Genomic DNA, 25,363 nt, shown 5'->3' on the forward strand with positions numbered 1-25,363 from the left:
CGAGGTCTATCACCAGAAGAGTACTTTAACCTGGATAGTGAAGTGCTCGATATGCTTATGATTTACGATGCTTATATAGAACCTTCCGGTACTTATGTTGATATGTTGTTTCATGCTCATAGTAGCTATATCACCTCGATCAATAATCCCAATCTGACCAGTGAATCACGTAAAAAAATCACAGTTAAAGATTTTGATTTTCTGGATATTCTCAGTACTGAAAACTTATCAACTCTCGAAAAAGCTGAGAAGCGAGAGGCTGAGAATCAACAGAAGCAAGCTAATAACATTAACGCATTGGGTGAATACATAAAAAGAAAAGCATTAGGAAAAAATAATAATGGCAAATAATAATAGAATCCGATTCGATATTGATGGTGATACGTCCGGCCTGAATCGGGCTTTACGTGATGGTGAGAATGCATTACGTGATTTTGGAGATAATGCGGGTGGGATTGTTGGTGATCTTACAAGCCGTTTCGGCGGTATGGCAGGGGGATTTGCTACTGCAATGACCGGATTAGCCGGGGCTACTGCTATAGGGATCGGCGGTCTAACTGCTATGGTCAATTCCAGTCGTGAATATGTCCGTGAAATGAACGAGATTAGCCGTAGTACTGGATTATCAGTGGTACAGCTTCAGCAGCTCAGTAGTGCTTTTGCAGGACTTGGACTACAGATCGATAAGCTTGGGGATTTCAATAAAGACACCCTTGATAAGCTTGGGGATAGTTTCAGGGCTGGCGGTGGTGTTGCAGATGATTTGAAAGAGTATGGATTAAACCTACAGGACTACAACAAGTATCTGAAACAGGCAGACGGCGGTATGAAAGCAGTTATTCATACCTTCTATGCTATGCGTGATGCTGGTAAGTCTCAGGCTGAGATAGTGAACGTCATGGAAACGCTTGCCTCAGACTCATCTCACATGATCAGTACCTTGCAACAGTTCAAAAATGAAACTGAAGCAATGAACTATGTGCAGAGCCAGAACGCCGCAGTAAGTAACGAGGCCGCCCAGAACTACGCAGAGTTTGATAAGAATCTGGGTAAGCTAACTACCCAGCTCAAGGGAACGGTTGCCGATGGTCTTAACCCTCTTGTCAACGCAATGAATGCAGTAATGGACGCAGCTAACAAGAAACCCCATGAAGCGGGATTATTTGAAGATCTCAACGAGCGTATCAAAACCTCGAAGGGGTCATTACAGGATATGCTAGATATCTGGCAGAAGTTACGGCTTGCGGGTGCATTAAACTATCAGGGTGCAGCTCTTCATACGGGCAGTATGGACAACGGTAAAAGCAACGAAGCTGAGCAGAAGCGAGATAATCTGAAATCTCTGATGAACAGCCTTCAGAATGATATGGCAGTAGTTAATGCCCCGCGTGAAGGATGGAAGGATAAAGCGAAGGAAGCTGAGGATGCAGCTAAGAAGGCAGACCAGGAACGTAAGAAGCGTGAAGCAGCGGAGAAGGCCGCCAACACAAAACGTCTACAGGCACAGCGTAACCTTGAGGCAGCTCTAACACAGGTAGGTGAAACCGGGGCGGAGATACGCTTACAGCAGTTTGACAGACAGCAAAAGGCTCTTATCCAGTCAATCACAGACAGTGCAAAGACTCTTGGGATTCCGGCAGATCAGTTAAAAAATTATATTGATAAAGCAAATGCAAGCGGTCTAACTAAGCGTAACGATTTGGTCAATGGAATGATTGGCTATCAAGATCCCAATCAGAGTTTAAAGGATACAAATAACTTATTAAATTCCGGTGTATTGGGTTCCAGCCAAAAAAATCATCTTGCAGATCAGCAAGCTCAGCGTATCAGTGGTGATAATCCATTTAGCTATAACAACACAGACCAGCAACTTCAGCAAAACAACGAAGCTATGAATCTGGAGTTACAGCAGAATGATATGTTACTCAAAGGTCATGAAGATTATGAAAAGCGAAAAGCAGAAATCACCGCTAAGTATAACGCCCAGGCAATTACAATTAGTAATCAGAATGCACAAGATCAATTAAGTATTTTTGGTAATACGGCTGATTCTTTAGCTAATGCAATGGTTGCAGCATTTGGTGAAAGTAGTGGAGCAGCTAAGGCCGCAGCGGCAGTATCAAGAGGCATTACAATTAGTCAAACAATTTTATCAATCCAGTCAGCACTGGCCCAGGCTTTAGCTACATCATTTCCACAAAACTTAGCGGCGTATGCACAGGTTGCATCTCTGGGTATGTCGATTATCAGTACTGCAAAGGGTGCAAGTGGTCAGTTCCACGGTGGTATAGATGAATTACCTTCCAGCTATGACAATAAATCATTTGTACTGAAGGCTGGCGAACGTGTAGTACAGCCGGAGGCAAATAAGAAACTTACGCAGTTCCTTGATAATCAAAGTTCAGGTAATTCAGCGGGAGAAATCACTATCAACGCACCATTGATAGTACAGGGTGCTGTAGCAGATGATGATGCAAAGTTTCAGGTAATGTTGAAGAAGCACGCCAACAATGTTAATCAGGCGGTTAGGGACGCTCAGAAGCGTAACACATAATTTCGTGTGACTACCTTACGGATTTAATTTTAAAGATATTAATTCTCTAAGGTAGTCACGTAACAATCAAAGAGGGAGCCAGGTGCTCTCTTTTTTTATAAATACCTTATGAAATTAATGAGGTATTTTATGGCAAGTTTTTCAAAGAATGTGAAGGTTAATAACTTTCAAATCAAAAGCGTTGAGCCAATCTATAGTAATAAAACATGGACAGGTCAGCGAATCATGCGAAGTACTGGTATTCAGTACTATGAATTGCAATTCCAGCTTAGCTTTAATGTAGCTGATGTAGGTGAAATTAATAGCTTTCTCGCTCAGTACTCCCAGGGTATGCCCTTCACCTTTTCACTAGGTCATTTTAGTACTTACCGTGGATCACAAACTGGTGCTTTAACTAGTGAAGTGGAAGCTGCTAAGGGTACTCGTGTTATCAGTATTAATAACAATGCAATGGCAGTAGGTGAACTAATTCAGTTTACCAATCACAAGAAAATCTATCGAATCATTGAAAGTACTGGCAATACATTAACTGTCTTTCCGGCACTACAAAACACAGTACAGGCAAGCGAACCGATTATATATGATAACTTAATGATCGAAGCCGTTCTTGATCCAGATAATAATTACTCAATGCCAATTACTAACATCATCACGCTACAGCTAAAGGCAACGGAGAATATTATCTAATGGATGAGAATATTTTAACGAATAAACAATTACTAAGATATTGGAACTTAGTAAGGGGCGGTAACAAACAACGCCTTACAGTAATGGAAGTTATGAGTTTGGGTGTACATGTAACATGTTTTGATGTATTACCTAAAGGTACAAATGGTTTTCACTGGACAGATTCACTTATTGATATTGATCTGGACGGAAACAAGTACATTAGCTTCCCCGATATCATTACCGGTTCATTACCATCTTTTACAGAAGAGAAAGGTATAAGTAATGATTCAATCAATTTCAAGGTTAGCAATGTCAACCAATCAACACGAGCACTTGCTTTTGGTGGATTCCTTAAAGATGCTCAGATGAACATAACCCTAGTAATCCTTAATCCCTATGACAGTACTGTATTGTATTCGATGCGTATGTTTAGTGGTTTTATTGACTACGTACAGGCAGTTGCAGATCCCAATCAGAAAAATAATGAAATGACCATATACGTTAACAGCGTATACAAAAAACTAGACAGACAACCACCCCTAATTGCAGCCAATTCGGTATATCAATCTCTCTATAAAGGTGATGAGTACTTTAGCTTATTAGGCCAGGTGAATCAGGATCAAATCTGGCGGTACAAATGATACATAACAAATTAATGAAAATCATTCAGTACTCGATTGATACCCCCTACCAGTTTGGTGATAACGATTGCAACCTAATTGTACTCCGCATTATCGATTTGTTCGCAGGAACATCATTATCCATACGTGAATATACGAGCGTTAAAGAGGGTATAGCAGGACTTAATAAGGAAGGGTGGAATCATACCGGGGAAATCGTTGAGGCGTACTGTGATGAGGTTACACACGTTATTGATGGTGATATTTGGCTAGATCCAGATAACCTATTAATCATGGCAGTAGTTGTAAGTGGTCGCGTTCTTGGAGTGAATGACGAACATAACGGTTTTGTACTTCAACCAATACCAAAAAAAGGAAAGTATTACAGAGTAAGGAAACAAGATAATGGGTAAAAAAATTGGCGGTTTCGTAGGTGCATTAATTACTGCCGTAGTGGTTGCGGCTGCCGTCTACTTTACAGGTGGAACAGCATTAGCTGCAATAGGATGGGGGGCTGCTGCCGGGGCGATCTCCCTTGTAGCAACAAGTATGCTAGGGCAAATTGGTGTAACGGGATATGGGGACGTAACTGATTCACTTAGCCGAAGTACTTCACCAACAACGGGATTACCCGTAATCTATTCGGGTGAGTTACCGCATAAAAATGGTGTATCCGGTGGCTCGTTTGTACTTACTGGTACTATCTGTACCTGGTACAACATACCTAACAGTGATTCACAATATCTGTTTAGTGAACAGGCAGTATGTTACACAGGCGTGCAAAATCATATTGAGCAAATCTATATCGATAATGAGCCAGTACTTGCCGTTCCAGTTACAAGCGATGGGGTTGTACCTACTGCTAACATTGCAGGTAAGTATCAGGGACTATTGCAACTGGAAGTAACATTCGGTGGTGATTATAAAACTACTAAAACCCTAGCTAAACAATATGCCGGGCCGAAATGGACAGATAAATTCTTAGGGAAGGGTGTTTGCACTATTAGTGCAGTAATCAAGAAAACACAGGATTCTTTAGAGCAAAACCTATTAACAAATGATCAGTTTACGATGCAGGTTGAGCTTAAAGGGCAGGAAATATTATCCCTTGTTACTGGTACTAAATTCGCTACATCAAATCCACCTTCAATAATTTATGATTATCTGACTAATACAATATATGGAATGGGCATTGAGCCAGCACTGATTAATCTCGATACGTTTATTGAAACTGCTGCATATTGTCATCAACTAGAATATTACGCGAATGGTGCGATAAGCTATCAAAATACATATAAAGAAAACATTGAAAGTATCTTGCAAGTTTTTGGCGGTATTATGTATGTACATGCAGGCCAAATATGCATGACCACAGACCGTAAAACACTCTCTGTTGCATCGTTCGATGAACATAATATGGTTGGTTCAGTACAGATTACTACCAGTGGCGGTACTGATTATTTCAACACAGTTGATGCAAAGTTTATAAACCCATTATCGATGTACGCAAGTGATGTGCTACGCATCCCATCAGATATTACGACAGACGAAGCGATCAAAAGTGATGGGCAGGTAATCACCCTTAGCCGGGATTACTCATGGTGTTACGATCAGGATACATTGGCAAGGATGGTAAATGTTGATGTATTAAAAGCGAAGTATGCATTACGTACAATCAGCTTCACTACCAGTGAGGGCTGGGATCTCAAAGTATGGGATGCGATTGATGTTAAGAATGATGAGTTTGCCATTAATGGCAAGTTCAAAGTACTGTCAAAGGATGTAGCAACCGATCAAGAGAACGTAGGCTATGTAACTATCACGGCAGTTGAAGCACCTGATGCTATGTATGATGGCGTCGATGTTGGTATCTGGTCGCCGGGTGGTGTAATTAATTTCCCCCAGCTAACCGTTATACCGCCTACAGAATTAAATGTTAGCCGTATGGGTAACATCACTAGCGGCTCTGTGGTGGAGATGAGCTGGAAGGGCAGTACCGATCCTTACCTACGGGGTTACTATGTCTACTACCGTCTCAGTAATGCTTCAAACTGGACGTATGCGGGTAGCATCTCAAAGTATCAAACCGATTATGAGTTATTCAATCTAAGCGATAGTGACCGTTATGATTTTGCCGTAGCGGCATACTCAAACATTGGGTTAGTCAGTGACAAGTTAACGCTACTGGGGCTAGTACCATCCTACAGCTTTGCCTTAGCCGCTGTAACTGGCCTGCACCTTATGAACAACACAGTTAGTCAGTACGAGACGGATAGTGGCGACTTCAACATTGCCTGGAACGATCAGACAAACCTTAAGGTTAACGGGCGTACCTTTTCTGAGTACTTCAAACAGTACGAGGTAAGGATCTACAACGGTAATACTCTCGCGTATACCTACAATACGCAGCAACCCAGTTTTGATTTTACCTTTGAGAAGAACGCCGCAAGGATTCGTAAACCTACAATTGGGATTATCGCAAGGGGCTATACAAGCGGTACGTACTCTGAAGAGGTTAAGATCACCGTTGAGAACAAGCAACACAAAGCCCCGTCAGGTAGCTATAAGATAGCCCCTGGCTACAAATCTTTGTTCGTCGATTGGGATGATACTAAGTTAGAGCGGGATTATGTCGGTACGTATATCAGTATTCAGAACACAGTGAACAGTACTGTAACGAATATGAATACTGCTTCACCACAGTTCACAAGCTTCAATCTGGTTGAGGGAACATACAAGGTTAAGCTAGCCCATTACGATATATTTGGAATAGATAATCTAAACTATACGCCGGAGAGTACTATCACTGTAAGTGGTGATTATCATTTCTCGGAACAGGATGTTGAGAACATTAATGATATTCTGAATCTCAACACTCGTCTGTCTGATACGCTTGATGATGCAATCGCTGCTGCATATGCGAATACAAATACAGTAGTTACACAGACTAAACAGGAATTTGATAGTAAGATTTCTGCCAGTCAGACACTACTACAGACTCAGATCACTGATAACAATAGTGCCATGAGTCAGCGTATCGGTATTGTTGAATCTAGTGTAGGGGATAATAATTCGAAGATTGTTAATCTTACTCAGACAGTAGCAAATAATAACAGTGCACAGACACAATCAATCTCCCAGTTGCAAAGTACTTTCAACAATCAGATCGGTAGTGTTAATACACAGTTAAGTACTAAGGCCGATGCCGCAACGGTTAACAGTTCCTATACAATGAGTGTAAATGCAAATGGTGTAGTTGCTGGTTTCAAACTACTTGCTAGTACTGGAGCTACTAATACCAGTGCAATGTATTTTGCAGCGGATAGGTTTATTATCTCACCTACGTATGGGGTAACAACTAATGCTGTTGCACCTTTTGCTGTGTATAACGGTATCGCATATCTGAATAATGCAATCATCGCTGATGCCAGTATAGGTACTGCAAAAATTAGTGATGCTTCCATTACAGTATCAAAGATTGTTGATGGACATATTACCAATGCAAAAATACAGGATGGTGCAATTACAAATGCAAAGATAGCCAATACTATTCAAAGTAATAATTACTATCCAAACTATTCAGGTTGGCAAATCAATAAAGACGGTACTTTCTATATCAATGGTAATGGCGGTACAGGTAGACTAATCATCAATAATAACCAGATCCTAATATATGATAATAACAGTGTCTTACGTGTGCGTATGGGATTATGGTAATAAATAGTTGAGGGGATAACCCTCAATATCTTAAGGAATAAGAAATGAATAAGAATTTAATTATCAATAGCAATTGTTGGAAAATAACTAGCGGGGATAGGGTCTTTTATAGCAATGGGTGGAGAGTTAACAATATTGATCCTGAAGGTTACACCTTTAAAATATACAAAGACAAAATTGAAATAAACCTACGCAGTAAGAAGGACTGATTATGTCACAAGGTCTTCAATGCTGGGATGAGTATGGGAGGTTAATAGTAGATGTTGGTGATTACAACATGCGTTATATCGGTACTGTTAATCTTAACGTCGGTCCTGGAGCTAATGCATGGTCTGTACCTGTTCAGGGGATGCGTCCTAATGGATGGTTAGCAGTGTTGCGTACCAGTCTGTACTGGAATGATTACTACTGCATACCGGGCAACAATGCCTTCACAGTACAGTACCTACCAGTCTCATCACCGTACACGGCAACACTCACATTTGATATATATAAGTATGAAGTTTAAGGGGGAACCATGTTAGGTTTCGAGGTTTACAATTCAAACGGTGCACTCACTATTGATTCAGATAACAAATCTATTGTGATGAGTACCGTTAAGGGGATGGGAGGGCTGTCAGATACAGGTTTCTATCGGTTCATTAGCGATTTTGGCGATGGCGGCAATCTGGGTTTTTTGGCAAGTGACTTCTTCCCCGCTACCGGGTTGCGATGGTATCAACCACAGGTGAATGGTAGCTACTGTTTTCCGGGTGCATCTCTCTTTCAGGCCAATACAGGCCGCTTTATGATTTGTTCAAATACTACTGCTATACAGAGTGGGTATCTTGATGTGTTCGATGGAGCAGGTCAACTAATCTGGAGTGCAGCAAGTGCGGGTACTATGCCACGGATAATGGATTTTTTTACAGTACCATCATCCCATGATCTTGCTACAACATTGACGCTAAACACAGCGTTTGCTGATCCGTGGATTTGCATCAGTCAGTGTCCAGGCAACATCTCATCTGATGGTACTCAGGGTGGGTACTCAGGTTTACTAGTTCGCCGTCTTAGTAGTACTCAGTTTCAATTACAGTACATAAACAGGTTTCAGAAACCTTATCGTACTGCGATGGGTAACAGTGGATTGCGTATAGCACTGGCTTACTTCACCGGGTACTAAATAATAATATAATAACAATAATGAGGCAGTTTATGGAAATGGGTGTAATTATTTCTCTCATCATTTCTGGACTTTGTTTACTCTGGACAATCTACCGTGATAAATCAGGTGATACATCTGAACTACTTGAGCGTGTATCACAAGTAGAAACTAAGGTGCTTTTAGCTGAAAGTACTATAGAACGTCTGGAAGCAGAGCAGGACGAAATGAAGAAGATGCTTAGAGGACTGGAATCACAGATCAACCAGTTAAATGTTAAGGTTGAACGTATTCTTGCAATTCTGGAAAGTAACAAAGGGGCATAATAGCCCCTTCGTTATTTGTTTCTAAGTTGTGAAATCATACTATCTATTCGATTAGGTGTCTGACGATACCAGAGAGAATCCTTAGCCTGTTTAATCGCCTCACTATAGTTTTGCGTTTTCAATGCTGCAATCATCTTCTTGAACTTCTGAACGCCACCTAATCCTAACTGAAAGATCATGATAACAATAAAATCATTTCAGTCATCAGGTAGGGTAAGTTGTAGTACTTTCACGTTGGTTCGTGCTATAGCAATATCTTTATCAAGTAATGCATCAGCTTGTGCATCGGTAAGGCCAGTACTGAAATCTTCACCACGTTTGATCAAGTGACCATAGCCAATAGTCGCGAAACCTTCACTATCATAATAAGGGTAAAATTTCCCATTACGGTAGTACTTCATCTTTGCCTGATAAGATGCTGTACCTTCATATTCCTTTAATCTTGTTTTTATATCCATTGAATAAATACCTTATAAATTATTAATAAAGGTATTTATATGTGTGAATGGAATTATGCTGATACCTGGATGGAACAGGATGTAACTAATGGAATGTATGCAGGTTTCGTTTACATGTTTCAGTTTGAGGATGGTACTAGTTATATTGGATCAAAACAGATTTATAAGCGTGTTAAGGATCGTAAAAAAATTAAGAGTACTTCAGTAGAAAATGGGTGGCGTGAGTACACCAGTAGCAGCAAGGTTGTAAATGATAAGATTGATAATGGTGATAACTATACAAAAACTATCCTATGGTGCTTTCCTACTATGAACGAAACGCTATTGGTTGAAACTATTCTTATCCTTTCAGAAGGTCTAAAGCCCCATAATCTTAATCTTGCAGTTATGCATAAAGCAAGATTACCAACTGGTGAAAACAAACGCCGCTTACATGGAATAGTGCAGGAGCTGCTATCATGGTTAAACTGAAGGATTAAATATATATGTTGAAAGTAAAAATAAATGGAATAGATAACTCAAGGGCTTATCTTAATAAAACAGGGGAGAAGTTAGGTAGAAACTTCCAGAATGAAATAATCAAAAGGTCAAGAGAACTATCCATTAAAATGCAAAAAGATTTAAACGATTCTGTAGATAAAGGTGCAGTACCATTTACTAACCGTGCAGTACTATTCCTATACAGAAAAAAGGGTACGGGTGTTAGTACTACAATCATGATCAAAGACATTCAGGCTCATTACCTATATGAAGTACTGGTACAGCCAAAAGCTATTGATAAGTTCATACCTACCAGTAAGGCACGTTTAACCAGTCAGGGGAACATTGCCGGGCTTAAACGAAACCTCTCAAATGGTCGCTTCAAGGTCGTGAAGGGTAAGAATGGTAAAGAACGTTTGATTGATACTAAACAGAAGAAGAAAGAGAAACGTGTGATCGCTGTACGTGAAAACAAGAAGCGAAAGCTAATTTATGATTTCTACAGAAATGCAGAAAAGGGGACAGTACTGATAATGAGTGACATACGTGGCTCATTCATAGTTAAGAAGGGATAAGATGAATTTTGAAGAACACTATGGTGAATTGACTCGAGAAATCGAACTAAATGGCATAGTACCATATGCTAACAGTATGCCAATTCACAAATGCTTTCTAGGTAAGAAATTCCAGAAAGTATTAAAAAAGAAAAATATTAATATTGAATACTTTATGAATGTTTGCTTTGAAACGCAACAGGATTTTACTGAGGGTGAGTTACTAACATGGTCACTACAGGGTGAAGGAATGGACGTTTACGCAATTGAGTGCAAGAAGCTCTTTGTGAAGGGTAAACACTTCTGGGTGTACTGTGTGGGGATCATTGAATGATAAGCGTACTAATTGAACTAATTAAAAATGGTTTTAGCTTTTTCCAGAAAAAAGAGCAGAACAAAGGTGAATTAACAGCACAAACAAATCACGATCAAAATCAGATCACTCTTGAAGAAACGCGGCAAGGATTTACATGGCGTCAATGTTTAGGCTACGTTCTGGCATTCATTCTCGCGTGGAACTATATTTTTGTTCCAGTACTAGACTATTTCGGCATAGTAATTTTTAGTTTGCCGCTAGGTCAGATTTTCCAAGTGCTAATTCTGTTACTAGGCGGCAGTTAAGATTTTGCAGGTGGTCACACCTGCACTTTTTTGTTTGCAATTCAGTGAATTTAATCGGGTTCATTTGGTTTCGTAGAGGAATAATTTTTGATACTTCATTTTCATTATTCCATCCAAGATATAACCTCCTGAATCTATTCTTGAAGAGATTTGTTTTCGTAGTAACTGAGCATATTTTATGATTTCTGGGTCGATGGCTTTACTTTGGTCAGATTTATGTTGATCTAAAATTGAAAGTAAAGCATTACAATAAGAGTTAACGTATACAAAATGTGTTCTTTGTTTCAGGTAATATTTTTTACCAATAAATTTAATGCCCCAATGTGAAAAGCTATGTATAATTAGGATTTGCGAGTGGCTAGAGTCAATAAGTTTTTTTTGCAACTCCTTTAACTCTTCAAACATCAGACTGAATGAATGCTCAGTATATTCTTCTTGGGCTTTCATTCTTAGCATGAAGTTTTGTATATTCGCAGCAGCAAGTATGTATTTTGAAAATTCATCAAGTAATTCTTCAGAACGTTTAAATGCTTTTTCATTTACTTTCGAGTTAATCCATTTTTTAAGTTGAAAGGCAGTGTATAAAGCTAATGAAAATGTACCTATAGCAAATAAAGCTGTAATCCCAGGTGCCGTTATCCATTTAGGGAATTTATATGTTAAAGCTAAAATAGATAAAGTTATAACAACACCTGTAATGAAACCAATGATATGAGAAAGATTCAACTTATCGCGAAAATTCATTAGTGTATCCATTCTGTATAGTCATATAAAAAATAGCTCATAAATACCCGTACTTAAATTGTACAGGTATAGATTATGGGAAAATTAACAAAAAAGGAAACAAAATTACACCAGCAGGTCATGGAGTTAGTACACCCAGATGGAGCACTAACATACGATGAAAAAGAGTTTATCCTCCAGAACTATGCAGGGGATGCAGTAGGTTCAACCGGAGCCTTCTTCACCCCTGAGCTTCTATCAAATGACTTTATCATTGATGCTGGCAGTACTGGACGCTGCATTGAACTGTGTGCAGGTATTGGGCGGCTATCATTCGATCAGTACCAGCGTAACCAACCCGAGCACATTACATGCGTTGAACTCAATCCAGAGTACGTCATGATCGAGAAGAGGGTACTACCCCAGGCAGAGTGGATCTGTATGGATGCTCTCGCTTACACAGCTACTGAACCATTTGATATCGTCTATGGTAATCCGCCCTTCGGAAAGATCAAAACAAGTGAAATGCAGACGGGTAAGTATTCAGGTTTAGAGTTTGAGTACAAAGTGATTGAGCATGGAAGTACCTTAGCCCCGTATGGTGTATGGATAGTTCCACAAAGTTCAGCAGGTTTTGTGTACAGCGGGGTACATTGCTATGACCGTAAAGAATCAGCAAAGTACAAAAAATTTGTGAATGATACTAGCTGGACGTTTGAAGCAGGGTGCGGTATCGATACCTCAATCTACCGGGATCAGTGGCATGGTACTAACGTTGTGTGTGAAGTGGTAACGGTTGAGTACAGAGAAACATGATTTGAAAAGAACCATATAAGCTACTGAAATATATGCATTAAATGTGATGTGAATTTGTCTAATCAAGTCAAATTTGAATGTTCCCATTGATTAAGTTATGCGTCCTTTCGTTTTAGCACAAGAAAAGAGCCGTTCATATGAATAGTGGAGGCTCCCGGAAGAGATAAGCTGAACGACGCTAGCTCTACTTCAGCACCGGAATGCAGCAACCCTTATGCCAGGTTGTGAACGCCAGCAGTTAACGCGCCCGCGATACACCTTCTTAAAATTAAGCGTAGATGGCATTTGCAAAACTTGCATTGGACGCGAATCTAATTTCAATGACATATCAATAACTCATCTGTATTTATTTTCTTTATAGATAAAGGGGGGTGCAGGCGATTCATCTCTCTGTCATCTATCCGTAAGCAGGTTGTCATGCTAAAAAAGCATGCTGTTGCGTTCAGTTATATAATAATCAGCGAAAAAATTTGGGATGACGGAGGCGGGCGGTTACACTGCTCCCGCTGATTATTTGACTACAGGAAGGAAAGGATTGTGACCAAACTCAAATTTCTGGCGCTTGGTGTATTTATCGCATCATGTGCCGCAACGGCAAACGCAGCGGGCCCCTGGTCGATTGGCGCGGGTGTTGGTGTGCTTGAGACGCCTTATAAAGATTACGATCGCGATGTTGCCCCCGTTCCGGTGATCAACTACGAAGGCGAAAACTTCTGGTTCCATGGCCTCGGCGGCGGCTACTATCTCTGGAATGATGAGAGCGATAAGCTCTCTGTCACCGCTTACTACAATCCGTTCCACTTCCGGCCGAAAGACAGCGATGACTGGCAGCTGCGCCAGCTCGATAAGCGTAAATCTACGCTGATGGCGGGTCTCTCCTATGTGCATAACACCCAGTACGGTTTTTTACGCACCTCGCTGGCGGGCGACACGCTTGATAACAGCAATGGTATCACCTGGGATCTGGCCTGGCTCTACCGCTATACCAACGGCGGTCTGACATTGACACCGGGGATTGGTGCCGAGTGGAGCAGCGAAAACCAGAACGAATACTACTACGGCGTCTCGGGCCATGAGTCTCGTAGCAGCGGTCTGCGTACTTACGATCCGGACAGCGACTGGAGTCCTTACCTGGAGCTGAGCGCCAGCTACCAGCTGAACGATAGCTGGAGTGTATATGGCCTGGGCCGCTATACCCGTCTGGGTGATGAGATCAAAGACAGCCCGATGGTTGATAAGTCCTGGGCCGGCGTCTTCTCTACCGGGGTGACTTACAGCTTCTGATGTTTATACTCAGATGATGGTGAATTTAAACAGGGCGCTTGCGCCCTGTTTGTTTTTACGTCAGGAGAATCAACACAGGAGAAAACCATGGCAGAAAAACGTGAGCAGTTTGTCGACGGACAGCCGCTGGCCGCTATCGGCCAGGGCACGTGGTATATGGGTGAGAATCCCCGTCAGCGACAAAACGAGGTGGCAGCGCTTCGGGCGGGGATCGACCTCGGCCTGACCCTTATCGATACTGCTGAAATGTATGCTGACGGTGGCGCAGAGGTGGTGGTAGGCGAAGCTATTATGGGCAGGCGCGACGAGGTGTTTTTGGTGTCGAAAGTCTACCCGTGGAATGCGGGAAGCCAAAAGGCGATTGCCGCCTGTGAAGCCAGCCTGCGCCGTCTCGGCACCGACTGTCTCGATCTCTATCTGCTGCACTGGCGGGGGAACTACTCTCTGGCCGAAACGGTAGAGGCGATGGAGACCCTGATCCGCCAGGGTAAAATTCGGCGCTGGGGCGTTTCCAATCTGGACTATGACGATATGCAGGCACTGTGGCGCGTTGAAGGCGGTCAAGCCTGCGCCACCAATCAGGTGCTGTATCATCTCGCTTCCCGTGGCATTGAGTTCGATCTGCTGCCCTGGTGCCAGCAGCACTCTCTGCCGGTGATGGCCTACTGTCCGCTGGCCCAGGCCGGACGTCTGCGCGATGGCCTGCTGGAAAACGCCACCGTTCGGGAGATCGCGCATGGGCATGGCGTAAGCGCCGCACAGGTGCTACTGGCGTGGGTTATTAGTCATCAAGGCGTGATGGCGATCCCGAAGGCTGCCAGCGTTACGCATGTGAAGGAGAACGCTGCCGCACTTGAGGTAAACCTGAGCGAAGATGAGCTGAACCAGCTCAATCGTGCCTTTCCGGCACCGGGGCACAAAACGCCGCTGGATATGGTCTAGGGAAAACTGCCCTCTCAGGGTGAGAGGGCATAGCGTTTTTAATGATTAACGCTTGCTGACGCGAATGGTTTGCGCCAGGCGGGACGGTTTCTCTTCAGTCGTTTTCTGCGGAACGGTCACGCAGGCAGACTCTACGCACACGAAGGTCTTATACCCATCGTCCGGCATGTCGGTCATGCTGACAGAGAGCGCAGGGCCTGGGTTCCAGCCCACCACGTTGCTGTGATGGTGATGGATCACGTCGATAGTGCGATTCAGCGCGCCATCGTGGATCACGCTGCACGCTTCCGGGTTCAGATAAACACGATCGGTACGGTCCGGGAAGGTCTGCACGCCGTCGGCCAGGACATCTTCCTGCGCGTTATTTACCTTATCGATAAAGCGATCGCCCAGCCCGCTGACCTTCACCGCGCTGATGTCGCCCACGTTAAAGTAGGTATGCAGGGCAGAGGTGGTTTCAAACTCGCCGTGGGCTTCTAACTCAATCTCACAGGTCTGGCAGAGCTTAAAGCGGGCAAAGAGAGTGAAATCGTGCGGCCACTGTTCACGGGTCGCGTCGCTGCTTTGCAGTTCAAAGGTCAGCACCACGCCGTTCTCATCTTCGTTATGGGCTGTCAGCGTCCAAGGCAGGATGCGGGCAATACCGTGAGCGGGCAGCCCCTGCTGCTGCGCCGGGCCAAACCACGGCCAGCACACCGGAACGCCACCGCGCAGCGCCACGCCATTTTTGAACGGCGTATTGTCGCTCAGCCACAGCACCTCCTCTTCGCCTGCCGGTTTAAACGACAGCAGATGCGCGCCCTGCAGGGCAAAAGAGGCTTTCACCTGCGGGTGATCGATGACAATCAACTCCAGCTCGTCCAGCTGGCGGCGGGAAATCACCGGGGTAATGTTTTCGACTACCGGAAGAGCAAAAATTTTATTAATCATATTCGTTTCTCAATCCTCTGTCTTAAGCCAAAAAAAAGAGCGACCGAAGTCGCTCTTAAGTTGAGTGTCACATCTTATTTGGAGATGTGAGCAATCAGGTCCAGTACTTTGTTAGAGTAGCCGGTTTCGTTGTCGTACCAGGAGACCAGTTTAACGAAGTTGTCGTTCAGTGCGATACCTGCTTTGGCATCGAACACGGAAGTGCAAATTTCGCCGTTGAAGTCGGTAGAAACAACGTCGTCTTCGGTGTAACCCAGAACGCCTTTCATGTCGCCTTCAGAAGCGGCTTTGATGGCTTTCTTGATCTCTTCGTAAGACGCTGCTTTTTCCAGACGTACGGTCAGGTCAACAACGGATACGTTCGGAGTCGGAACGCGGAACGCCATACCGGTCAGTTTGCCGTTCAGTTCTGGCAGTACTTTACCTACTGCTTTAGCAGCACCGGTAGAGGACGGGATGATGTTCTGGGACGCGCCACGGCCGCCGCGCCAGTCTTTGTGAGACGGGCCATCAACGGTTTTCTGAGTAGCGGTGGTCGCGTGAACGGTAGTCATCAGGCCTTCGATGATGCCGAAGTTGTCGTTGATAACTTTCGCCAGCGGTGCCAGGCAGTTGGTGGTGCAGGATGCGTTAGAAACGATGTCCTGGCCTTCGTATTTGTCAAAGTTAGCGCCTTTAACAAACATCGGGGTGTTGTCTTTAGACGGACCGGTCAGCACTACTTTTTTCGCGCCAGCAGTGATGTGCTTACGAGCAGTTTCGTCGGTCAGGAAGATACCGGTAGCTTCAGCAACAACGTCAACGCCGATTTCGTCCCATTTCAGGTTAGCCGGGTCTTTTTCAGCGGTAACACGGATGGTTTTGCCGTTAACAACCAGATGGCCGTCTTTGACTTCAACGGTGCCGTTGAAACGACCGTGAGTTGAGTCATACTTCAGCATGTACGCCATGTAGTCAGCGTCTAACAGATCGTTGATACCAACGATTTCGATGTCAGAACGTTCCTGAGCAGCACGGAAAACAATGCGACCGATACGGCCAAAACCGTTGATACCTACTTTGATAGTCATATATTCCACCAGCTATTTGTTAGTGAATAAAAGGTTGGCTGTAAAATTACAAAAACCTTACGCAGCGTCAAGCGGAATCGTGTCAATCATTGCGACAAATCAATCCTGTGCATAACCTTTGCGCGGCGATGTCGTCTCACTATTCCAATCAGCTACAACCCGTATGGGGCCGCCGGCGTGGATTTTAAAGGGCATGCAGGATAAAAACGTGAAATAGATCACAATTCCTCCGCTACATTTTCGCACCGCCTAAGTTTAGAACAAAAGTCAGGACGCCACTGTTAATGTTTTGTTAGAATCAGACAAAAGATGTAAATGAACCTATAGCGAGAAGCAAGCATATGGCTAATGAATCCTCTCAGGATGACCTGAAAAACAGCCTTACTGAAATGCAGTTTTATGTGACGCAAAATCACGGTACAGAGCCACCGTTTAGCGGTAAGCTGTTGCATAACAAGCGCGAAGGCGTTTATCACTGCCTGGTGTGCGATGCTGCGCTGTTCAACTCCCAGAGCAAATATGACTCCGGCTGCGGCTGGCCGAGCTTCTACGAGCCAGTAAGTGAAAATGCGATCCGTTATCTCAACGATTACTCACATGGCATGCAGCGAATTGAGATCCGCTGTGGCAATTGTGACGCCCATTTGGGCCATGTTTTCCCTGATGGCCCGAAGCCAACAGGAGAGCGTTTCTGCGTCAATTCCGCCTCTCTGAGCTTCAACGATGAGGCCGATGGCGAGCAGATCAAGGGCTAGAGAATCGATTCAGCAAATTATTCCACCAAAGCAGGTGAACGATGGAAATTAATGAGCTTGTTGCCAGCATGACGCCAGAGGTGTATCAGCGTTTGGCGACCGCAGTAGAGACCGGAAAATGGCCCGATGGCGTGGCGCTGACTCCGGAACAAAAAGAGAACAGCATGCAGCTGGTGATGCTCTGGCAGGCGCGTCACAACACCGACGCGCAGCATATGACCATCGATACCAACGGTCAGATGGTGATGAAGAGTAAACAGCAGCTGAAAGAGGAGTTTGGCATCACGCCCAAACCGATCGCGACATTCAAGTAGGTAGGTAGAATGTGTAGGCCCGGTAAGCGTAGCGCTACCGGGCGTTAGTTATGCGTGCGTCTCTACCCAATCCGCCAGCGTATAGAGCGTCGCGCCCTCTGATGCCATGTCCATAAACGCCTGGGCGCTATCCTGCTTGCCGATATTGACTCCCCGGCAGCCGTCGGTAATCAGGTTGACCTGATAACCCAGCTGCAGTGCATCCAGCACGGTAAACTTCACGCAGTAGTCCGTCGCCAGACCCAGCACGATAAGCTCGGTGACGCCGCGCATGCGTAGCCAGGCGTCCAGGCCGGTTTTCTGCTTATGACCGTTGTCGAAAAAAGCGCTGTAGCTGTCGATGACCCGGTTTTCACCCTTGTGAAAGATCTCGTCAATGGCTTTTTGCTGAAGCAGAGGATGCAGTTCAGCCCCTTCGCTTCCCTGTATGCAGTGATCTGGCCAGAACGTTTGGGGCAGATTATCCAGCGTTCCCTGAGTATAGGGCTCTACGCCGTGCTGGCTGGCGAAGCTGCCGTGATCGGCAGGATGCCAGTCCTGACTGGCTACCACCGCCTCGCCACGGGCTTTACACCAGTCAATCAGGGCGTTAGCCACGTCTACTACACTATCGCCCTCCGGCACCGCCAGCGCCCCACCGGCGCAAAAATCGTTCTGTATATCCACCAGCAAGAGTGCTCGTTGCGTCATCACAGGCTCCTTATTCGTCGGGGGTTAGCTCGCCGCGCAGGTTCTGGGCCATCGCCTGACGAATGGCGTCGGCATCCAGATCCTGGCTCAACAGCCAGTGTAGCTTAGTCAGGGTCGCCTCAACCGTCATGTCCGCGCCGCCAATGACTCCGGCGTGCGCCAGAGCGTTGCCAGTGGCGTAACCGCCCATATTGACCTTGCCGGACATGCACTGGGTAAGATTCACCACCACGATGCCGCGCGCGCTGGCTGCCTCCAGCTCCCGGAGAAACTCGCCGTTCTGCGGCGCGTTGCCTACGCCGTAGGAGCGCAGGATCAGCGCCTTTACCGGCTGGCGCAGGAAGTTGCGCACCACGTCGGCCGAAATCCCTGGATAGATCGTGACCACGCCAATGGGCTGCGGGGTGATACGGTGAACAATCAGCTCGCCATTGCAGCCTGGCGCGCCAGGGTTGCCGAGGCGGCGAATATGGATGCCCGCCTCCAGCAGTGGCTGCAGGTTAGGGGAGTCGAAGGCGTTAAAGCCGTCCGCGTGGGCTTTCGTGGTACGGTTGCCACGAAAAAGACGGTTGTTGAAGAACAGCGTCACTTCGTTAATCGGGAAGTTCGCCGCCACGTAGAGGGCATTAAGCAGGTTAATCTGCCCGTCGGAACGCAGCTCGGCGAGAGGGATTTGTGACCCTGTCACAATTACCGGCTTGCCAAGATTCTCCAGCATGAAGGACAGCGCCGAGGCGGTGAAGGCCATGGTGTCGGTGCCGTGAAGAATAACAAAGCCGTCGTAGCGATCGTAGTTAGCCTTGATATCGTCTGCGATATGCTGCCAGTCTTCCGGGGTCATATCCGACGAGTCCATCAGCGGATCGTATTCATGGATAGTAAAATCCGGCATCTCCGGGCGATGGAACTCGGGCATCAGCGCCAGCTGGCGTTGCAGGTGACCAGAGACCGGAATGTAGCCCTGCTCTGAGCGCTGCATACCGATGGTCCCGCCGGTGTAGGCGACATAAATTGATTTTTTTTGCATGGTTGTCAGTTCTTGTACCGCAAAGAAAATCCCCCCGATGACGGGGGGAGATGGGTTATTTAATGTTGGCGCAGGTCAGGCAAAACGCGTAGCGGCTTTGCGGATCGTTAAATACCGCCAGCTTGTCGGTCTCAGCTTTTACCGTATCTGCCGCCGCGGCCAGCGGGGCAGGCAGATAGGCCTGCAAGGCCTGCGGCAGCATGGCGCGGATCTCACCGGAGAAACCGTCCATCAGGCGGGCCAGGAAGGTCGGCTCATCCTGGTAGTACTCGATGTGCCACTGCTTCAGCTTCGCCAGCTCGGCGGCTTTCGCCACGGCATCGTCAAAGTCACCCAGCGCATCCACCAGACCGTTGTTTTTCGCATCCTCGCCGGTCCAGACGTGCCCCTGAGCAATCTTATCTACCTGCTCCGGCGTCGACTTACGCGCCTGGGCGACCAGAGAGATAAAGCGCTGGTAGCCGTTCTCGATGCTCAGCTGCATCAGCTGCTGCACCTGCGGCGGCAGGGCTTTAGTGACCGAGACATCCGCCAGCGGAGAGGTCGCCACGCCGTCGGTGTGAACGCCCAGCTCATCAAGGCTCTTCTCAACGGTGTTGATCACCCCGAAGATACCGATGGAGCCGGTAAGTGTGCTGGGGTTAGCCACGATGTAGTTGGCCGGGGTAGAGATCCAGTAGCCGCCCGATGCGGCCATACCGCCCATGGAGACCACCACCGGTTTGCCCGCCGCTTTCGCTGCGGCCAGTTCGGCGCGGATCACTTCCGAGGCGCTGACGCTGCCGCCAGGGCTGTTAACCCGCAGCACGATGGCTTTAACATTAGGATCGATGCGGGCGTCGCGGATCTGCGCGGCGGTAGTGTCACCGCCGACGTTGCCCGCCGTCTCTTCACCGTCCATGATGGCGCCGTTGGCAAAGATCACCGCAACGCTGCTGCCCACCTCGCTCGGTTTTTTCAGCGGATAGTCATACATGCTGATGGCGCGATAGTTTTTATCCACATCGCTCCAGCCAAACTGTTTGACCAGCACTTTTTCAGCATCGGCGCTGCTGCCCAGCGTATCCACCAGCTTGTTGTCCAGCGCGTATTTGGCGGTATCGCCGCCGACCTTGCTCAGGCCATCAAGCACGCCTTGCGCGCCAGGGAAGACCTGCTGCGGGGTGATTTGACGGTTAGCAGCAATCGTGCCGAGATAGTTCTGCCACAGCTCGCCAATCCAGCGGCTGTCTGCTTCCCGCGCGGCAGGGGACATATCGTCACGGATAAACGGCTCAACGGCGGACTTATAGGTACCGACGCGGAAAACGTGAGTCGAGACCTTCAGCTTGTCGAGCAGAGACTTGTAGTAGAGACCGTTGGTGGCAAAGCCATGCAGATCCACCACGCCCTGCGGTGAGAGCCACACTTTATTGGCAAAGCTGGCAAGGTAGTACTGCCCCTGGCTGTAGTTATCCCCGACGGCGTAGACCGGCTTACCGCTGTCGCGGAACGCCTTCAGCGCTTTGCCGATGTACTGCATTGAGGGCTGATCGGCCCCGGCAAAGTTTTTCAGATCGAGTACAATGCCGGTAATATTGCGGTCGGCCTGCGCCTGGCGGATGGTCTCCACGATATCAAACAGAGAGTTCTCCTGCAGGCGATCTGAGCTCGCGCCAAACAGCTGGCGACCCAGCGCGCTGAGCTTGCTGCTGCTGGAGGGTTTGTCCACCACCACGCCCGTGATATCAAGAAGCAATGCCCCCCGACTGGTATGCTCAGCCGGGCCGGAGCTCAGCTGCATCCAGATGCCGACGCCCACCAGAATCAACAAGATGAAAAAAATGTTGAACACCAGTTCGCGCACAAAATTGAGCGCTCGCCACGTCCATTTAAAGAATCCGGCAATAATCCGCCAAAGGGTTCGCATGTCTTCTCCCTAACCTGTTTAACAACCACCGCACCCCGTGCGGGAATGTGCGGTTATCCTAATTACCCGACGGCCTCTTGTCAGCAGGAATCACCGTCGACGCTGTAACAAAGTTCCCGCGCATGTTAATTTTATGCCCAAATTTGATGACAGGAGTTAACTAATGGACGCACTTGAACTGCTCGTTAACCGTCGTAGCGCCTCCCGGCTGGCTGAACCTGCACCGGCAGGCGAGATGCTGGAAAACATTTTGCGTGCCGGCATGCGTGCGCCGGACCACGGCACCTTGCAGCCGTGGCGCTTTTTCATCGTAGAGGGGGAAGGGCGCGAGCGCTTTAGCCAGCTGCTGACCCGGGCGGCCACCGAGGCCGGACAGGATGAGAAAGGTATCGACAAGGCCCGCAGCGCGCCGTTTCGTGCTCCGCTCATCATTGCGGTGGTTGCGCACTGTGAAGCACATCCGAAAGTGCCGCGCTGGGAGCAACTGCTTTCCGCAGGTTGCGCGGTGATGGCGATGCAGATGGCGGCACAGGCGCAGGGCTTTAACGGCATCTGGCGCAGCGGGCCGTTGACCGACAGCCCGGTGGTGCGCGAAGCGCTGGCGTGCCGCGAGCAGGATCAGATCGTGGGCTTCCTCTACCTTGGCACGCCGCAGCTGAAAGCCGCTACCACGGTGAGTATCCCGGACACATCCCCTTTCGTCCGCTATTTCTAAGCGCTACCATAGCGCTATTAATGAGTCAGGAATCGTATTGACAGGAGATGTCCATGAGCGAGCAGGCTATTCGTTTAACACAGTACAGCCACGGGGCAGGCTGCGGATGCAAAATTTCGCCAAAGGTGCTGGAGACCATTCTGCACAGCGAGCAGGCGAAATTTGTCGATCCTAACCTGCTGGTAGGCAATGAGACGCGGGATGACGCGGCGGTGTACGATCTCGGCAACGGGACCTGCGTCATCAGCACGACCGATTTCTTTATGCCGATCGTGGATAATCCCTTCGACTTTGGCCGCATCGCCGCCACCAATGCCATTAGCGATATCTTTGCCATGGGCGGCAAGCCGATCATGGCGATTGCGATCCTCGGCTGGCCGATCGCCACGCTGCCGCCAGAGATCGCCCGGGAGGTGATCGAGGGCGGACGCTTTGCCTGCCAGCAGGCGGGGATTGCGCTGGCCGGGGGCCACTCCATTGACGCCCCGGAGCCGATTTTTGGCCTGGCGGTCACCGGCGTTGTGCCGACCGCGCGAGTGAAGAAAAACAGCACCGCCGAGGCCGGGTGCAAACTGTTCCTGACCAAACCGCTGGGGATCGGCGTTCTGACCACCGCCGAGAAAAAATCGCTGCTGCAACCGGAGCACCAGGGGCTGGCGCGGGACGTCATGTGCCAGATGAACATCGCTGGCGCAGCCTTTGCGAACATCCCAGGGGTGAAAGCCATGACCGACGTCACCGGCTTTGGCCTGCTCGGCCATCTGAGCGAAGTGTGCCAGGGGGCAGGCGTCCAGGCGCAGGTCCGCTATGAGGCGGTGCCCAAGCTGCCCGGTGTAGAAGAGTATATTGCCAGGGGCGCGGTACCGGGCGGTACGCAGCGCAACTTTGCCAGCTACGGCCACCTGATGGGCACGATGCCGCAGGCATGGCGGGATCTGCTCTGCGATCCGCAAACCTCCGGCGGCCTGCTGCTGGCGGTTTCACCGGAGGCGGAAGATGAGGTGAAAGCCACCGCCGCCGAGTTTGATATCTCCCTGAGCGCCATCGGCGAGCTGGTGACTGCCCGTGCAGGTCGCCCAATGATTGAGATTATTTAAGCAATGCGGTTGTTTATTGCCGAAAAACCCAGCCTGGGCCGTGCCATTGCCGACGTGCTGCCAAAGCCGCACCGCAAGGGCGACGGCTATATCGAGTGTGGCAACGGCCAGGTGGTGACCTGGTGCATCGGTCACCTGCTTGAGCAGGCGCAGCCGGATGTCTATGACAGCCGCTACGCCCGCTGGAGCCTGGCGGATCTGCCGATCGTGCCGGAGAAGTGGCAGCTGCAGCCGCGCGCCTCGGTCACCAAGCAGATCAACGTGATCAAGCGTCTGCTTGGCGAGGCCAGCGAGATTATTCACGCCGGTGACCCGGATCGCGAGGGTCAGTTGCTGGTGGATGAGGTGCTCGACTATCTCCAGCTCCCGGCGGAGAAGCGTCAGCGTGTCCAGCGCTGTTTGATTAACGATCTCAACCCGCAGGCGGTAGAGCGGGCGATTGGTCGCCTGCGCGCCAACAGCGAATTTATTCCGCTCTGCGTCTCGGCGCTGGCGCGGGCAAGGGCCGACTGGCTTTACGGCATCAATATGACCCGCGCCTGGACGCTGCTGGGGCGCAACGCGGGCTACCAGGGGGTGCTCTCGGTAGGGCGCGTCCAGACGCCGGTACTGGGGCTGGTGGTGCGCCGCGATGAAGAGATTGAGAACTTTGTCGCCAAAGATTTCTTTGAGGTGAAGGCGCATATCGTCACGCCGAAAGAGGAGCGCTTTACCGCGCTCTGGCAGCCGAGCGAGGCCTGCGAGCCGCATCAGGATGAAGAGGGGCGTCTGCTCAACCGGACGCTGGCGGAGCACGTGGTCAAACGCATCTCCGGCCAGCCCGCGCACGTCACGCGCTATAACGACAAGCAGGAGTCGGAGCCTGCGCCGCTGCCGTTCTCGCTCTCCTCACTGCAGATTGAGGCGGCGAAGCGTTTCGGGCTAAGCGCGCAGAATGTGCTGGATATCTGCCAGAAGCTTTATGAGACCCACAAGCTGATCACCTATCCGCGCTCCGACAGCCGCTATCTGCCGGAGGAGCACTTCGCCGGACGCCATTCCGTGATGAAGGCCATTGGCGTCCATGCCCCGGATCTACTCCCACAGCCGGTGGTGGATACGGATCGGCGTAACCGCTGCTGGGACGATAAAAAAGTCGATGCCCACCATGCGATTATCCCCACGGCGCGCAGCAGCACGGTAAACCTGCATGACAATGAAGCGAAGGTCTATAGCCTGATTGCCCGCCAGTATCTGATGCAGTTCTGCCCGGATGCGGTGTTCCGCAAGTGCGAGATCGAGCTGGATATCGCCAACGGTAAGTTCCTGGCGAAGGCGCGTTTTCTGGCGCAGGCCGGGTGGCGAACCCTGCTCGGCAACAAAGAGCGTGATGAAGAGAACGACGGCACGCCGCTGCCGGTGGTGGCGAAGGGCGATGAGCTGTTGTGTGAAAAAGGTGAGGTGGTTGAGCGTCAGACCCAGCCCCCACGGCCCTTTACCGATGCCACGCTGCTTTCGGCAATGACCGGGATCGCGCGCTTCGTGCAGGATAAGGATCTGAAAAAGATCCTGCGCGCCACCGATGGCCTGGGAACGGAAGCGACCCGCGCCGGAATTATTGAGCTGCTCTTTAAGCGCGGTTTTCTGCATAAGAAGGGGCGGAGCATTCTCTCTACCGATGCGGGACGAGCGCTGATCCACTCTCTGCCGGAGATGGCCGCCAGGCCGGACATGACCGCCCACTGGGAGTCGGTTCTGACGCAGATCAGCGAGAAGCAGTGCCGCTACCAGGACTTTATGCAGCCGCTGGTGGGCACGCTCTATCAGCTGATCGACCAGGCGCGCAGCACGCCGGTTCGCCAGTTTAAAGGGATTGTTGCGCCGGGCGGCGGCACCAAAAAGACATTTAAAAAGAAGAAGAGTTCAGCATAAAAAAGCCCGGTGGCACTGCGTTTACCGGGCCTACAAC

28 protein-coding genes are annotated in these 25,363 nt (G+C 48.4%); 21 read left to right on the top strand and 7 right to left on the bottom strand.

The features are described 5' to 3' along the window. Positions 1–51: 51 nt before the first annotated feature. The 9 genes from NR795_RS04540 (at position 52) to NR795_RS04580 (ending at position 9,030) form a co-directional block, all read left to right on the top strand. The gene (locus NR795_RS04540; protein WP_257758268.1) at positions 52–351 is read left to right on the top strand and encodes a hypothetical protein; all 300 of its coding nucleotides are present in this window, start codon (positions 52–54) and stop codon (positions 349–351) included. After that, a complete protein-coding gene (locus tag NR795_RS04545) occupies positions 341–2,554 on the top strand; it encodes a hypothetical protein (RefSeq protein WP_257757297.1) in 2,214 nt (737 codons plus the stop codon). Before NR795_RS04540 ends, NR795_RS04545 begins: the two co-directional genes overlap by 11 nt. Positions 2,555–2,683: 129 nt before the next feature. Next, on the top strand, positions 2,684–3,241 hold the full coding sequence (locus NR795_RS04550) for a hypothetical protein (RefSeq protein WP_257757298.1): 558 nt from the start codon (positions 2,684–2,686) through the stop codon (positions 3,239–3,241). Then, the gene (locus tag NR795_RS04555; RefSeq protein ID WP_257757299.1) at positions 3,241–3,864 is read left to right on the top strand and encodes a DUF2163 domain-containing protein; all 624 of its coding nucleotides are present in this window, start codon (positions 3,241–3,243) and stop codon (positions 3,862–3,864) included. Before NR795_RS04550 ends, NR795_RS04555 begins: the two co-directional genes overlap by 1 nt. Beyond that, entirely contained in the window at positions 3,861–4,256 is a 396-nt protein-coding gene (locus tag NR795_RS04560) for an ornithine carbamoyltransferase (RefSeq protein ID WP_257757300.1), read from the top strand. The genes NR795_RS04555 and NR795_RS04560 overlap by 4 nt, the downstream gene beginning before the upstream one ends. Continuing rightward, entirely contained in the window at positions 4,249–7,560 is a 3,312-nt protein-coding gene (locus tag NR795_RS04565; RefSeq protein ID WP_257757301.1) for a phage tail protein, read from the top strand. Before NR795_RS04560 ends, NR795_RS04565 begins: the two co-directional genes overlap by 8 nt. A gap of 211 nt (positions 7,561–7,771) precedes the next feature. Continuing rightward, positions 7,772–8,068 carry a hypothetical protein gene (locus NR795_RS04570; protein WP_257757303.1) on the top strand — a complete coding sequence of 99 codons (297 nt, stop codon included), beginning with the start codon at positions 7,772–7,774 and terminating at the stop codon, positions 8,066–8,068. Positions 8,069–8,077: 9 nt separating this feature from the next. Then, complete coding sequence (locus NR795_RS04575) at positions 8,078–8,725, top strand: hypothetical protein (RefSeq protein ID WP_257757305.1); 648 nt, start codon at positions 8,078–8,080, stop codon at positions 8,723–8,725. 32 nt (positions 8,726–8,757) lie between these two features. Continuing rightward, positions 8,758–9,030 (top strand): PspA/IM30 family protein, encoded by a 273-nt coding sequence (locus NR795_RS04580; protein ID WP_257757306.1) that lies wholly within the window; start codon positions 8,758–8,760, stop codon positions 9,028–9,030. A gap of 197 nt (positions 9,031–9,227) precedes the next feature. Here NR795_RS04580 and NR795_RS04590 read toward each other — a convergent pair whose 3' ends face one another. Beyond that, the gene (locus NR795_RS04590) at positions 9,228–9,488 is read right to left on the bottom strand and encodes a glycoside hydrolase family protein (protein WP_257757308.1); all 261 of its coding nucleotides are present in this window, start codon (positions 9,486–9,488) and stop codon (positions 9,228–9,230) included. 39 nt (positions 9,489–9,527) lie between these two features. Between NR795_RS04590 and NR795_RS04595 the strand changes: the two genes are divergently transcribed. The 4 genes from NR795_RS04595 to NR795_RS04610 are packed head-to-tail and all read left to right on the top strand — an operon-like array spanning position 9,528 to position 11,143. Further along, positions 9,528–9,959, top strand: a complete 432-nt coding sequence (locus NR795_RS04595) for a hypothetical protein (RefSeq protein ID WP_257757309.1) — start codon at positions 9,528–9,530, stop codon at positions 9,957–9,959. A 14-nt stretch (positions 9,960–9,973) separates the two neighbouring features. Then, positions 9,974–10,543 (top strand): hypothetical protein, encoded by a 570-nt coding sequence (locus tag NR795_RS04600; RefSeq protein WP_257757310.1) that lies wholly within the window; start codon positions 9,974–9,976, stop codon positions 10,541–10,543. 1 nt (position 10,544) lies between these two features. Then, complete coding sequence (locus NR795_RS04605) at positions 10,545–10,856, top strand: hypothetical protein (protein WP_257757311.1); 312 nt, start codon at positions 10,545–10,547, stop codon at positions 10,854–10,856. Then, on the top strand, positions 10,853–11,143 hold the full coding sequence (locus NR795_RS04610) for a hypothetical protein (RefSeq protein ID WP_257757312.1): 291 nt from the start codon (positions 10,853–10,855) through the stop codon (positions 11,141–11,143). The genes NR795_RS04605 and NR795_RS04610 overlap by 4 nt, the downstream gene beginning before the upstream one ends. A 60-nt stretch (positions 11,144–11,203) precedes the next feature. Here NR795_RS04610 and NR795_RS04615 read toward each other — a convergent pair whose 3' ends face one another. Beyond that, the gene (locus NR795_RS04615; protein WP_257757314.1) at positions 11,204–11,887 is read right to left on the bottom strand and encodes a hypothetical protein; all 684 of its coding nucleotides are present in this window, start codon (positions 11,885–11,887) and stop codon (positions 11,204–11,206) included. A gap of 75 nt (positions 11,888–11,962) precedes the next feature. Here NR795_RS04615 and NR795_RS04620 point away from each other — a divergent pair, with 75 nt between their 5' ends. From NR795_RS04620 to NR795_RS04630, 3 genes are all read left to right on the top strand, one after another. Continuing rightward, complete coding sequence (locus NR795_RS04620; RefSeq protein WP_257757316.1) at positions 11,963–12,682, top strand: methyltransferase; 720 nt, start codon at positions 11,963–11,965, stop codon at positions 12,680–12,682. A gap of 537 nt (positions 12,683–13,219) precedes the next feature. Then, positions 13,220–13,966, top strand: a complete 747-nt coding sequence (locus tag NR795_RS04625) for a MipA/OmpV family protein (protein ID WP_144812203.1) — start codon at positions 13,220–13,222, stop codon at positions 13,964–13,966. An 87-nt stretch (positions 13,967–14,053) separates the two neighbouring features. Continuing rightward, a complete protein-coding gene (locus NR795_RS04630) occupies positions 14,054–14,908 on the top strand; it encodes an aldo/keto reductase (RefSeq protein ID WP_257757320.1) in 855 nt (284 codons plus the stop codon). A 45-nt stretch (positions 14,909–14,953) separates the two neighbouring features. Here NR795_RS04630 and NR795_RS04635 read toward each other — a convergent pair whose 3' ends face one another. Further along, on the bottom strand, positions 14,954–15,838 hold the full coding sequence (locus tag NR795_RS04635) for a D-hexose-6-phosphate mutarotase (protein ID WP_257757321.1): 885 nt from the start codon (positions 15,836–15,838) through the stop codon (positions 14,954–14,956). Positions 15,839–15,912: 74 nt separating this feature from the next. Beyond that, on the bottom strand, positions 15,913–16,908 hold the full coding sequence (gene gapA, locus NR795_RS04640) for a glyceraldehyde-3-phosphate dehydrogenase (protein ID WP_042392940.1): 996 nt from the start codon (positions 16,906–16,908) through the stop codon (positions 15,913–15,915). A gap of 341 nt (positions 16,909–17,249) precedes the next feature. Between gapA and msrB the strand changes: the two genes are divergently transcribed. Together msrB and NR795_RS04650 are read left to right on the top strand one after the other, a co-directional pair. Next, positions 17,250–17,663, top strand: a complete 414-nt coding sequence (gene msrB, locus NR795_RS04645) for a peptide-methionine (R)-S-oxide reductase MsrB (protein WP_144812193.1) — start codon at positions 17,250–17,252, stop codon at positions 17,661–17,663. Between the two features lie 41 nt (positions 17,664–17,704). Next, complete coding sequence (locus NR795_RS04650; protein ID WP_257757322.1) at positions 17,705–17,977, top strand: YeaC family protein; 273 nt, start codon at positions 17,705–17,707, stop codon at positions 17,975–17,977. Positions 17,978–18,025: 48 nt separating this feature from the next. On the opposite strand, the gene pncA is transcribed toward NR795_RS04650, so the two are convergent. The 3 genes from pncA to sppA are packed head-to-tail and all read right to left on the bottom strand — an operon-like array spanning position 18,026 to position 21,603. After that, a complete protein-coding gene (gene pncA / locus NR795_RS04655; protein WP_144812188.1) occupies positions 18,026–18,667 on the bottom strand; it encodes a bifunctional nicotinamidase/pyrazinamidase in 642 nt (213 codons plus the stop codon). Positions 18,668–18,677: 10 nt separating this feature from the next. Beyond that, on the bottom strand, positions 18,678–19,694 hold the full coding sequence (gene ansA / locus NR795_RS04660; protein ID WP_238084433.1) for an asparaginase: 1,017 nt from the start codon (positions 19,692–19,694) through the stop codon (positions 18,678–18,680). 55 nt (positions 19,695–19,749) lie between these two features. Beyond that, positions 19,750–21,603 (bottom strand): signal peptide peptidase SppA, encoded by a 1,854-nt coding sequence (sppA, locus tag NR795_RS04665; protein WP_144812182.1) that lies wholly within the window; start codon positions 21,601–21,603, stop codon positions 19,750–19,752. Between the two features lie 163 nt (positions 21,604–21,766). On the opposite strand from sppA, the gene NR795_RS04670 reads away from it, so the two are divergent. The 3 genes from NR795_RS04670 to NR795_RS04680 are packed head-to-tail and all read left to right on the top strand — an operon-like array spanning position 21,767 to position 25,326. Further along, positions 21,767–22,318, top strand: a complete 552-nt coding sequence (locus NR795_RS04670) for an NAD(P)H nitroreductase (RefSeq protein WP_257757323.1) — start codon at positions 21,767–21,769, stop codon at positions 22,316–22,318. 53 nt (positions 22,319–22,371) lie between these two features. Beyond that, positions 22,372–23,415 carry a selenide, water dikinase SelD gene (gene selD / locus NR795_RS04675; RefSeq protein WP_144812175.1) on the top strand — a complete coding sequence of 348 codons (1,044 nt, stop codon included), beginning with the start codon at positions 22,372–22,374 and terminating at the stop codon, positions 23,413–23,415. Positions 23,416–23,418: 3 nt separating this feature from the next. After that, positions 23,419–25,326, top strand: a complete 1,908-nt coding sequence (locus NR795_RS04680) for a DNA topoisomerase III (protein WP_257757324.1) — start codon at positions 23,419–23,421, stop codon at positions 25,324–25,326. The last annotated feature ends 37 nt before the right edge of the window (positions 25,327–25,363 follow it).

Origin of the sequence: Pseudescherichia sp. L3 (assembly GCF_024656065.1) — a bacterium.
Classification (GTDB): domain Bacteria; phylum Pseudomonadota; class Gammaproteobacteria; order Enterobacterales; family Enterobacteriaceae; genus Pseudescherichia.